This is a genomic window from Polaromonas sp. (assembly GCF_029945895.1).
Taxonomy (GTDB): domain Bacteria; phylum Pseudomonadota; class Gammaproteobacteria; order Burkholderiales; family Burkholderiaceae_C; genus Polaromonas.
The window spans coordinates 1-10962 of the sequence record NZ_JAQSDL010000096.1 but is presented as its reverse complement, the minus strand read 5'-3'; the positions used below and the strand labels follow the sequence as shown (position 1 = coordinate 10962).

Genomic DNA, 10962 nt, shown 5'->3' with positions numbered 1-10962 from the left:
TGCTGCGGCCGGCGGTGTTTGTGCCCGAGAGCAAGGGCCTGAACGACCTGCTGCGCGAATTCCGCGGCAACCGCAACCACCTGGCCATCGTCATTGACGAGTTCGGCCGCGTCGCGGGGCTCATCACGATTGAAGACGTGCTCGAGCAGATCGTCGGCGAGATCGAGGACGAGTTCGACATCGCCGAGGACGAGGGCGACATCTTCGGCCTGACCGACCACACCTACCGCGTCAGCGGCGACACCTCGATCGAACGCGTCAACGAGGCCTTCGGTGTGCTGCTGCCCGAAACCGACTTCGAGACAATTGGCGGACTGGTGGCCCACGAAATGGGCCATGTGCCCAAACGCGGCGAACTCTTCGCGCTGGCCGGCCTGCAGTTCACCGTGCTGCACACCAAAGGGGGCGCCGTGCGCTGGTTCAAGGTGTCGCCCGTCGCCACGGGTACCTGAGGCGCGGCGGACTGAAGCAGGCGATGGCAAGGGACTCCATTCACAGCATGATGTCGGCGTTGCCCACGTTGCCAGCCCTGCTGGAGCATATCGGGCACCCACAGCCGCGCAAGGGGCTTTCCTTTCTTGATTTTGCTATTGTTTTAATAGCTGGTTGCGCCCATGCTTTAAGCGTTGCTTGGCCTTTTTCCTCCGGATTGGCGCAAGGCCAGCCGGTCTGGTGGCTGCAGCTGCTGGCAATGGCGGCACTCGTGCGGTCGCTGGAACGCTGCGTGCGCTTCAAGCAGGGGCTGCTGCTGGGCTGGCTGTTTGCCACCGCCTGGCTGTGCGGCATTTTCTGGTGGCTGTTCATCTCGCTGCATCGTTACGGCGGGCTGGCCGCGCCGCTGACGGTGCTGGCCGTGGTTGGCCTGGCGATTTTTCTGGCGACCTATTACGCCGTGGCCTGCGCGGCCTACGTCCGCCTGGCCCCCCTCGGGCAAACGCGCAGGGCGATTGTTTTTGCGGCGCTCTGGCTGCTGGCCGAGCTGGCCCGGGTGGAGTTTTTCACCGGCTTCCCGTGGGGCGCCGCCGGCTACGCGCATCTGGACGGCTGGATGGACGGTTATGCGCGCTGGATCGGGGTGCACGGCATCACTTTCCTGGCGGCTTTCCTGGCCGCCAGTGTGGCTGGCCTGGGCCGGTCGCGGCGCCAGCTGGTCATGTTCCCGGTGCTGGCGGCGCTGATGGTGGCGGGAGCCCTGGCAGGTGGAAAGCAGACCTCCACCTCGGCCGGCAGCCTGCAGGTGACGCTGCTCCAGGGCAACATTGCCCAGGACGAAAAATTTCAGCCTGGCACCGGCCTGCCGACGGCGCTGCGCTGGTACGGCGAGCAGTTGCAGGGTGCCAGAACTGCGCTGGTGGTGGCGCCCGAAACGTCTCTTCCCCTGCTGCCGCAGCAACTACCTGAAGGTTACTGGCGCGCCGTGCAGGCGCGTTTTGCCTCCGGCCAGCAGGCGGCGCTGATCGGCATACCGCTGGGCAGCTACAGCGCGGGTTACACCAATTCGGCGGTGGGGCTCAAGCCGTTTTCCGCCGGGCCGCCCCAAGGAAAATCAGCCCCCTCGGGGGGCAGCGAAGTACGCGAAGCGACGAGCGTGGGGGCTTCAACATTCGGCCAGGCGCAGCCGTTTCGTTTCGACAAGCACCACCTGGTGCCTTTTGGCGAGTTTGTCCCGCCGGGCTTTCGCTGGTTCATCAACCTGATGAACATCCCGCTCGGCGACTTCAGGCGCGGCCCGCTGGGCCAGCCTTCGTTTGACTGGCAGGGCCAGCGGCTGGCGCCCAACATCTGTTACGAAGACCTGTTTGGCGAAGAGCTGGGCGCCAGTTTCACCGATGCGGCCACGGCCCCCACGGTGCTCGTCAACCTCAGCAACATCGGCTGGTTCGGCAACACCATCGCCATTGACCAGCACCTGGCCATCTCGCGCATGCGGGCGCTGGAGTTCGAGCGGCCCATGCTGCGCGCCACCAACACCGGCGCCACGGTCATCATCGACCACCGCGGCAAGGTCACCCACGAGCTGCCGCGCCACACGCGCGGCGCGCTGGTGGGCGAGGTCGAGGGCCGCAACGGCATAACGCCTTACGCCTGGTGGGTGTCGCGTTACGGCCTCTGGCCGCTGTGGGCCCTGGGCCTGGGTGTGGCGGGGCTGGCGCTAGGTTTTCGCCTGCGTTCAGGCCGCTTGCTGGCCTGAGCGCACGAGCCGGCCCGGTCGCGCGGCCGTGACCTCGCCCTCGCGGGCCACACACTGGCCCGCGACCCAGGTGCCGATGTAACCCTGCGCCTTCTGCAGAAAACGCTTGCCGCCGGCGGGCAGGTCGCGCACCAGCTGCGGCAGGCCGACACTCAGGCGCGCGGGATCGATGACGTTGATGTCGGCACGCAGGCCGGGCGCCAGCCGCCCGCGGTCGTTCAGGCCGAGGTAGCGGGCGTTGCGCGATGTCATCATCTCCACCGCTTGCTCCAGCGACAGACGGCCTGTCGCGCGGCCCTGCACCCAGTGGGTGAGCATGAAGGTGGAAAAACTCGCGTCGCAGACAGTGCCTACATGCGCGCCGGCATCGCCCAGGCCGAACAGGGCGCGCGGATGGCTCAGCATCTGGCGCACGGTGTCGAGCGAGCCCTGGTTGTAGTTGAAGATCGGGAAATAGACCAGGTGGCTGCCATCGCCTTCGCTGAAGTAGTCGTACAGCGCCTCCAGCGCCGTGACGCCGCGCTGTTTGGCGCGCACCAGGAAACTTTGCATCACACCGGGTTCGTAGTTGAGCGTGGCGTCCAGCGGGAACATGCGCCCGGCGATCATTTCAATGCGTGCCAGCAGCATGTCCACCAGCGGTGGAATCGGCGTGCCGTCGCCCGCCAGGCGTTCGGATTTTTCGCTCAGTATGCGGACTTTTCGGGCCGGATCCCGCATGGAAGCTGCGCGGTCAGCTACTGAAAGCGTAGCAATTTCCTTGTAGCCGGGGAAGCCCATGAAAGGGTGAAAACTCGCGTCCAGTCCGTTGATGACGCCGATGCCGCGCGCCGCGGTCTGCAGAAACAAAGGCAGGCCGCGCGCCACCGCCGCTTCCACACGCGCCTGCATGGCCAGGTACTGCTCGCCGCCCGGGTCGCGCTGCAGCCAGCTCATTGAGAGCGGCCGCCCGCTGGCCGCCGCGAGTTGTTCGACCAGGTCAAACTCGGCGTCAAAGTTCTGCGGCCCCTGCATCAGGTCGAAGTCGCTGACGACCTGCACCACGCCGTGGCCCAGGCCGTCGAAGGCGCGGGCAATGCCGGTGAGTTCGGCCGCGCTGGCGATCGAGGCCGGTGTGTCATGCCCTTCGGCCGTGCGGTGGTTGTCCGAGCGGCCGGTGGAAAAGCCCACCGCCCCGGCCGCCAGTGCCGTGCGCAGATGCTCGCGCATGGCGGCAATGTCCTGCGCGCTGGCGGCTTCACGTGCCTCGGCGCGTTCGCCCATCACCAGCATGCGCAGCGGGTCGTGCGGCACCATGGCCAGGAAGTCCAGGCTGTGGGGCATGGCGTCGAGCGCGTTCAGGTAGTCGCCAAAACTCTCCCATGAAAACTTCACACCTTCGGTCAGGGCCACGCCGGGGATGTCTTCCACGCCTTCCATCAGCTTGATCAGGCGGTCCTCGCTGCCGGGCCGTAGCGGCGCGAAGCCGACGCCGCAGTTGCCCATCACCACCGTCGTCACGCCGTGGTGGATGCTGGGGCTGAAGGTCTGGTCCCAGGTGGCCTGGCCGTCGTAATGGGTGTGGATGTCCACAAAACCGGGCGTGACCCACGCGCCGCTGGCGTCCACGGTTTCGCGCGCGGCCGCCGTGATGGGGCCGATCTCCACAATGCGGCCGTCCTGCACGCCGATGTCGGCCACAAACGGCGCGGCGCCGCTGCCGTCCACCACGGTGCCGCCCTTAATGAGCAAGTCGAGCATCTTTTCTCCTCCAGAACCAGGCCAGCGACAGGCCGCTGACGATGTGCCACATACCCCACAGGCTGGCAATGATGACCATGCCGAGGTCCGAGTTGAACTGTACGGCAATGATGCCCAGGGCCAGGCCCGAGTTCTGCATGCCGCCCTCAATCATCACGGCACGCCGGTCGCGTTCGCTGACCCCCATGGCCTTGCTGGTGGCCCAACCGAAAAACAGGCCGCTGGCGTTGTGCGCGATGACGATGACCAGCATCGGCAGTATGCCCAGCGTCAGCAGCTGGCGTTCCTTGATCAGCCCCAGCACGATGAAGGCCAGCAGCGCCAGCAGCGAAAAGTTGCCCAGCGGTTTCTGGATGCGCGCCGTCAGCGCAGGCAACTGATGCGAAAACAGCAGGCCCAGCGCCATCGGCAGGGCCAGCAGCAGAAACAGGCTGATCCAGATGCCTGAGGGGTCGATGTCCAGGGTCTTGAGCCAGCCGGCCGTGGCCGGGTTGGCCGCCACCATCCAGCTGAAGTTGAAGGGCGTCGCGACCAGTGCAATGACGCTGGCCACGGCCGACACGCTGACCGATAGGGCAGTGTTGCCGCGGCCCAGGTGGGTGACCACATTGCTCAAGCTGCCGCCGGGGCAGGCAGCCACCAGGATCATCGCGGCTTCCACATTGGGCGGCAGGTCCAGCACCAGGGTGGCCAGCCAGGTGCCCACCGGCAGCAGGATGAACTGCGGGATCAGCCCGCAGACCACCGCTTTGGGTGTTTGCGCGACGCGCCTGAAGTCGCTCACCTTGAGTTCCAGCGCGACCGAAAACACCATGGTGGCGAGCACCAGGCTCAAAATCAGTTGTTGGGTTGTCATGACACTTTCCTCGTGTCTGAGGGTAACCCGGTGAAAGCTCCGTAAAATCAAGGGTTTTCGCGGGTTCAGGCCCGCTTTGTCTTTCCCATCCGGCCCTGCGTTGCCGCACACCCAATTTATGTTGACCTTTCAGCAAATCATCTTGAAGCTCCAGTCCTACTGGGATGCCCAGGGCTGTGCCCTGTTGCAGCCCTATGACATGGAGGTGGGCGCCGGGACGTCGCACACTGCTACGTTTTTAAGAGCACTGGGCCCGGAGCCCTGGAAGGCCGCCTACGTGCAGCCCAGCCGCCGCCCGAAAGACGGCCGCTATGGCGAGAACCCGAACCGCCTGCAGCACTACTACCAGTACCAGGTGGTGCTCAAGCCCGCGCCCAGCAACATCCTGGAGCTTTACCTCGGCTCGCTCGAGGCGCTGGGCTTCGACCTGAAGAAAAACGACATCCGCTTCGTGGAGGACGACTGGGAGAACCCCACGCTGGGCGCCTGGGGGCTGGGCTGGGAAGTCTGGCTCAACGGCATGGAAGTCACGCAGTTCACCTACTTCCAGCAGGTCGGCGGCATTGACTGCCGGCCCATCACCGGCGAGATCACCTACGGCCTGGAGCGCCTGGCCATGTACCTGCAGGGGGTGGACAACGTCTACAACCTACAGTGGACCGACAGCATGAGTTACGGCGATGTCTACCTGCAAAACGAAAAGGAGCAGTCGGCCTACAACTTCGAACACAGCGACGCTGACTTTCTGTTCACCGCCTTTACTGCGTATGAAAAGCAAGCCAGACACCTGATCGAGGTGCAGCTTGCGCTGCCGGCCTACGAGCAGGTGCTCAAGGCCGCGCACAGCTTCAACCTGCTGGACGCGCGCGGCGCCATCAGCGTGACCGAACGTGCCGCCTATATCGGCCGCATCCGCAACCTGGCGCGGGCGGTGGCCCAGAGTTATTACGAAAGCCGCGAACGGCTGGGCTTCCCGATGGCGCCGCGCGAATGGGTGGAACAGATGACGAAGAAGGCCGCATGACAATGACAACGCAAAACCTTCTCGTTGAACTGTTTGTGGAAGAGCTGCCGCCCAAGGCGCTCAAAAAGCTCGGTGATGCCTTTGCCAGCGTTTTGTTCGAGCAGCTCAAGGCCCAGGGCCTGGCCAGCGCCGATACCTCGGTGGTCACGGCTTTTGCCTCGCCGCGCCGCCTGGCAGCGCATGTCACGCACGTCTGGCGCAAGGCCGCCGACAAGGCCGTGCAGCAAAAACTCATGCCGGTCTCGGTGGGGCTGGACGCTTCCGGCAACGCCACGCCCGCATTGCTCAAGAAACTGCAGGCGCTCGGTGCCGACGTGTCGAACCCGGCCGCTGCCGTGGCCGCCCTCAAGCGCGCGCCCGACGGCAAGGCCGAGGCGCTGTTCTACGACAGCCTGGTGACGGGCGCGGCGCTCGATACCGGCCTGCAAAAGGCCATCGAAGAGGCCATTGCCAAGCTGCCGATTCCCAAGGTCATGAGTTACCAGCTCGAGACCGACTGCGCCTTGCCCGGCTGGACCAGCGTGAATTTCGTGCGTCCGGCGCACGGCCTGGTGGCGCTGCACGGCAGCACCGTGGTGCCGGTTACCGCGCTGGGCCTGAAGGCGGGCAACACCACGCAGGGCCACCGCTTTGAAGCGAAGGTGTCGCCCGTGGTGATCAAGGACGCCGACGCTTATGCCCAGACCCTGCTGGATGACGGCGCGGTGATCGCCAGCTTTGGCGACCGCCGCTTTGCCATCGTGCAGCAGCTCGCGCAGGCGGCCGAGCGCCTGGGCCCGGGCTACGAGGTGCTGATGGACGAGGACCTGCTGAGCGAAGTGACCGGGCTGGTCGAGCACCCCAATGTGCTGGTGTGCGAATTCGAAGCGCAGTTCCTCGACGTGCCGCAGGAGTGCCTGATCCTCACGATGAAGGCCAATCAGAAGTACTTCCCGCTGGTGGACGCGAAGGGAAAGCTCACCAACAAGTTTCTGGTGGTCAGCAACATCTGCCCGGCTGATGCGAGTGCGGTCATCGGCGGCAACGAACGTGTGGTGCGGCCGCGCCTGGCTGACGCCAAGTTCTTTTTTGACCAGGACCGCAAGAAGACGCTGGCTTCGCGCGTGGCGGGGCTGGACAAGGTGGTGTATCACAACAAGCTGGGCTCGCAGGGTGAACGCGTCCAACGCGTGCGTGCGATTGCCGAAGCGATCGCCAGGCGCCTGGGCGCCGAAGTGGCCGACGTGCAGCGCGCCGCAGAACTGGCCAAGACTGATCTGGTGACCGACATGGTCGGCGAGTTTCCCGAGCTGCAGGGCATCATGGGGCGTTACTACGCGCTCAACGATGGCTTGAGTGCCGAGGTGGCCGATGCAATCGAGGACCACTACAAGCCACGTTTTGCCGGTGACGAGTTGCCGCGCAACACCATCGGTGTGATGGTGGCGCTGGCCGACAAGCTCGAAACCCTGGTGGGCATGTTCGGCATCGGCAATCTGCCGACCGGTGACAAGGACCCGTTTGCGTTGCGGCGCCATGCGCTGGGCGTGATTCGCATGCTGGTCGAGAAAGACCTGCCTCTCGGACTGTTGGAGCTGGTCGGGGACGCGACGCCGGTCTTTGGAGACAAGATCACCCATGCCTCTGCCGCTTTGGTGGATTTCATTTATGACCGCTTGGCCGGCTCCCTGCGCGAGCAGGGCTATAGCGCGCAGGAAGTCGAGGCTGTGCTGGCGCTGCGTCCGCAGCGGCTCGGTGACGTGTCCAAGCGCCTGTCTGCCGTGCGCGCTTTTGCTGCGCTGCCCGAAGCGCCGGCCCTGGCCGCCGCCAACAAGCGCATCAGCAACATCCTCAAAAAGGCCGGTGACGTGGATGCCCATGTCAGCGAGGTCCTGCTCAGGGAGGCCGCTGAAGTCGCCCTGTACGCGGCCATGAAGGAAATAGCGCCCCAGGCCAACAGCCAGTTCGAAGCCGGCGACTACACCGCTTCACTGCAGACGCTGGCCGCGCTGCGTGCGCCGGTCGATGCGTTTTTTGACGGGGTGATGGTCAATGCCGAGGAGATGGACTTGCGCCTGAACCGCCAAGGCTTGCTCAAGAGCCTGCACGACGCCATGAACCGTGTCGCCGACTTGTCCAGGCTCGCGGCATGATGGGCCCCCACGCTCCGCACTGCGTGTCGTCACTGCCCCCCGGGGGGGCTGGCCGGCCTTGGGGCGGCCCGGCGGCCGGCCGCTCTATTGGGTAAGGCAACGCTCCATGAAACTCGTCATCCTCGACCGCGACGGCACCATCAACAGCGACAGCGACGACTTCGTCAAGACACCCGACGAATGGGTGCCCCTGCCGGGTGCCCTGGAAGCGATGGCGCGCCTCACCCATGCCGGCTGGCATGTGGTGATTGCGTCCAACCAGTCGGGCCTGGGGCGTGGCCTGTTTGATGTGGCATCGCTCAATGCCATGCACGCCAAGATGCACAAGATGCTGGGCGCATTGGGCGGGCGCGTCGATGCGGTGTTTTACTGTCCGCACAGTCCGGAAGAAAGCTGCACCTGTCGCAAACCGCTGCCCGGATTGTTCGAGCAGATAGGTGCGCGTTTTGGCGTGCCGCTCAAGGGCGTACCGACAGCGGGCGACTCGGTGCGCGATTTGCTCGCCGGCGCCGCGGCCGGATGCGAGCCGCACCTGGTGCTGACCGGAAAATCGGCAGGGTACCTGGACGGGGGGCAGCCAGAGGGCCTGCCGCCGGGCACCTTGGTGCACGCCGATCTGCCGGCCTTTGTGGAGTTCATCCTGAACCGCAGTGCCCCTGCCTGATGCTATGGAAATAGTAGCTTGTTGCGCCCGACCTGTAAGGGCTACAGGCATAAATCGTTTGAACATCGACTGAAGATACACACGCCATGCCACTGATTCGCTCTGTCCTGCACCTTCTGTGGATGATTGTCACGGTGATTCCGTGGGCGCTTGCCGTGCTGGTGTTTTCGCTTTTTGGCAGCAGCACCCAGATTTACTGGATGTGTGCCGGCTGGCTGCGCCTGGCAGTCAGCGGCGGCACGGTGATTCTCGGCATCAGAAACCGCGTGTCCGGCATGGAAAACCTGCCCACCAGCAACACCAGCGGCGCGGTCCTGCTGCTCAAGCACCAGAGCACCTGGGAGACGTTTTCGATGCCGACATTGATGCCGCACCCGCTGGCCTACGTGTTCAAGAAAGAGTTGCTCTATGTGCCATTTTTTGGCTGGGCCATGGCGCGCATGGACATGATCCACATTGACCGCAGCCAGCGCACACAGGCTTTCAACAAGGTGGTCGAGCAGGGCCGCCGCCTGATGGGCCAGGGTGTCTGGGTCATCATGTTTCCGGAGGGTACGCGGATTAAACGCGGACAAAAGGGCGTCTACAAGACCGGCGGCACGCGGCTTGCCATTGAAACCGGCGCCCCGGTGATCCCGGTGGCGGTGACGTCGGCCAAGTGCTGGCCGCGCAAGGCCTTCATCAAGAAGCCGGGCATCGTCGATATCTCGATCGGCAAGCCCATCAGCAGCGTGGGCCGCCAGCCGGAGGAACTGATGCGTGAAGTCGAGGCCTGGATTGAAGCTGAAATGCACCGGCTCGACCCCGAGGCGTATCGGGAATCCACCGGCGCCGGCGTGTAGAGGCTGGTCCCTGCCCACTTTTCACAAGGCTAAACTGTTGGCATGCAACGGCTTCTTCAGTTCACGCTTGACCTCTTTGACCTGGAGCCCGCCAGACCCGCCGCCCCGCCGCCCGCAAAGCTTGACGAACCTCAGTCAAATCGGCCCCCAGCCCAGGCTGATCATGCGCCAACAGCTATAAAAAGAGGAGCAGAAGACGGTCCGCAGCCGCTTCCGGCGCAGACCCTGGCGCAAGTGCTGGCGCCGGCCACCTACCGCCATCCCGCAGCCACCCGCGAGGCCTTGCTGGAGGGCGCCGTGGTCGCTTACCAGTTCCGGCGCGGCAAGCGACGCACCATCGGCTTTTCGGTGGGTGCCGAGGGGCTGGTCGTGAGCGCGCCCAAATGGGTGCCGCTGTATGACATCGACAAGGCTGTGCAGGAAAAATCCGGCTGGATCGTGCGCAAGCTGCAGGAAACCCGTGCCCGTCACGACCGGCTCGAGTCGGCGCGCATTGAATGGAAAGACGGGACCACCCTGCCTTTCCTCGGTGAGCCGGTGATTGTGGTGATTGACCCGCGCCATGCCTTCGGCGCCGTGGGCGGCGAACTCAAGAGCATCGTCGGGCCAGGGGCGGTGCTCCACACCGGGGCCGACGCGCCCGACAGCACCCTGCCGGGCGTGCCGAACCTGACCCTGCACATCGCCCTGGCGCACGATGCAACGCCGGAGCAGATCCGCGACTCCGTGCAGGCCTGGCTGATGCGCCAGGCCAATCGCCTTTTCACGGAACGCCTCAACCACTATGCACCCCATCTGGGTGTGCAGTGGCGAAAGCTGAGCCTGAGCAGTGCCGGCACGCGCTGGGGCAGCGCAAGCGCCGACGGTGCGATCCGGCTGAACTGGCGGCTGATTCATTTCAAGCAGTCCGTGATTGACTATGTGGTCGTGCATGAACTCAGTCATTTGCGGGTGATGGACCACAGCCCGCGTTTTTGGGACACTGTGCGTACGGTGGTGCCGGACTATGCCGAACTGCGTAACCAGTTGAAAGAAGAGTCGGTGCCGAGGTGGTAGCACCGAAAGGGAGCAGACAAGGGCCTTGCGCGCCAGGCCTCTTGAAAAACCATTTGCACAGGATGCTGGACAAATGTGTTAAGTTGTGTAATATGACAAAGATGACAAAATCGCCAAAGAAGTCACGGTGAAGGAAAAGGTTTCTTATGCATGACAAACCCATTCTCGTGGTGGAAGACAACCCCGACCACCTGGAACTCACTGTCCTGACCTTGCAGGAGCAGGGGACGGACACGGCCATCGTGACCGCGCGCGACGGCGCAGAAGCGCTGGACTACCTGTTTGGACAAGGCGCGCACGCAGGGCGCGACACCCAGAAGCAGCCGGCCTTTGTCCTGCTCGACATGAAGCTGCCCAAGCTGTCCGGTCTGGATGTTTTGCGCAGCCTGCGCAGCAACCCGCTGACGGCGCTGGTTCCGGTGGTCATGCTGACCTCGTCGAGCGAGCAGTCCGACAT

10 protein-coding genes are annotated in these 10962 nt (G+C 64.5%); 8 read left to right on the top strand and 2 right to left on the bottom strand.

Annotation, left to right across the window (positions count from 1 at the left end):
- Together PSV33_RS14275 and lnt are read left to right on the top strand one after the other, a co-directional pair.
- Positions 1 to 452: transporter associated domain-containing protein (locus tag PSV33_RS14275; protein ID WP_300562884.1), on the top strand; the 452-nt coding region annotated here is incomplete at its 5' end.
- 23 nt (positions 453 to 475) lie between these two features.
- On the top strand, positions 476 to 2191 hold the full coding sequence (lnt, locus tag PSV33_RS14270; RefSeq protein WP_300562883.1) for an apolipoprotein N-acyltransferase: 1716 nt from the start codon (positions 476 to 478) through the stop codon (positions 2189 to 2191).
- Here lnt and PSV33_RS14265 read toward each other — a convergent pair.
- Both PSV33_RS14265 and PSV33_RS14260 read right to left on the bottom strand, forming a co-directional pair.
- The gene (locus tag PSV33_RS14265) at positions 2171 to 3931 is read right to left on the bottom strand and encodes an amidohydrolase family protein (protein ID WP_300562881.1); all 1761 of its coding nucleotides are present in this window, start codon (positions 3929 to 3931) and stop codon (positions 2171 to 2173) included. The genes lnt and PSV33_RS14265 overlap by 21 nt on opposite strands.
- Positions 3912 to 4787, bottom strand: a complete 876-nt coding sequence (locus PSV33_RS14260; RefSeq protein WP_300562879.1) for a bile acid:sodium symporter family protein — start codon at positions 4785 to 4787, stop codon at positions 3912 to 3914. Before PSV33_RS14260 ends, PSV33_RS14265 begins: the two co-directional genes overlap by 20 nt.
- A gap of 118 nt (positions 4788 to 4905) precedes the next feature.
- On the opposite strand from PSV33_RS14260, the gene glyQ reads away from it, so the two are divergent.
- From glyQ to PSV33_RS14230, 6 genes are all read left to right on the top strand, one after another.
- Entirely contained in the window at positions 4906 to 5811 is a 906-nt protein-coding gene (gene glyQ, locus PSV33_RS14255; RefSeq protein ID WP_300562877.1) for a glycine--tRNA ligase subunit alpha, read from the top strand.
- A 2-nt stretch (positions 5812 to 5813) separates the two neighbouring features.
- Positions 5814 to 7943 carry a glycine--tRNA ligase subunit beta gene (glyS, locus tag PSV33_RS14250; protein ID WP_300562886.1) on the top strand — a complete coding sequence of 710 codons (2130 nt, stop codon included), beginning with the start codon at positions 5814 to 5816 and terminating at the stop codon, positions 7941 to 7943.
- 106 nt (positions 7944 to 8049) lie between these two features.
- Positions 8050 to 8607 (top strand): D-glycero-beta-D-manno-heptose 1,7-bisphosphate 7-phosphatase, encoded by a 558-nt coding sequence (gmhB, locus tag PSV33_RS14245; protein WP_300562875.1) that lies wholly within the window; start codon positions 8050 to 8052, stop codon positions 8605 to 8607.
- Positions 8608 to 8693: 86 nt separating this feature from the next.
- Complete coding sequence (locus PSV33_RS14240; protein WP_300562874.1) at positions 8694 to 9449, top strand: 1-acyl-sn-glycerol-3-phosphate acyltransferase; 756 nt, start codon at positions 8694 to 8696, stop codon at positions 9447 to 9449.
- 42 nt (positions 9450 to 9491) lie between these two features.
- On the top strand, positions 9492 to 10505 hold the full coding sequence (locus PSV33_RS14235; protein WP_300562872.1) for a SprT family zinc-dependent metalloprotease: 1014 nt from the start codon (positions 9492 to 9494) through the stop codon (positions 10503 to 10505).
- A 146-nt stretch (positions 10506 to 10651) separates the two neighbouring features.
- On the top strand, positions 10652 to 10962 hold a 311-nt coding region (locus PSV33_RS14230; RefSeq protein WP_300562870.1), incomplete at its 3' end, for a response regulator.

Excerpts from the sequence above, each read along its gene's own strand:
- lnt (WP_300562883.1), top strand. The coding sequence starts at position 476 with ATGGCAAGGGACTCCATTCACAGCATGATGTCGGCGTTGCCCACGTTG.
- PSV33_RS14265 (WP_300562881.1), bottom strand. The coding sequence starts at position 3,931 with ATGCTCGACTTGCTCATTAAGGGCGGCACCGTGGTGGACGGCAGCGGC.
- PSV33_RS14260 (WP_300562879.1), bottom strand. The coding sequence starts at position 4,787 with ATGACAACCCAACAACTGATTTTGAGCCTGGTGCTCGCCACCATGGTG.
- glyQ (WP_300562877.1), top strand. The coding sequence starts at position 4,906 with ATGTTGACCTTTCAGCAAATCATCTTGAAGCTCCAGTCCTACTGGGAT.
- glyS (WP_300562886.1), top strand. The coding sequence starts at position 5,814 with ATGACAACGCAAAACCTTCTCGTTGAACTGTTTGTGGAAGAGCTGCCG.
- gmhB (WP_300562875.1), top strand. The coding sequence starts at position 8,050 with ATGAAACTCGTCATCCTCGACCGCGACGGCACCATCAACAGCGACAGC.
- PSV33_RS14240 (WP_300562874.1), top strand. The coding sequence starts at position 8,694 with ATGCCACTGATTCGCTCTGTCCTGCACCTTCTGTGGATGATTGTCACG.
- PSV33_RS14235 (WP_300562872.1), top strand. The coding sequence starts at position 9,492 with ATGCAACGGCTTCTTCAGTTCACGCTTGACCTCTTTGACCTGGAGCCC.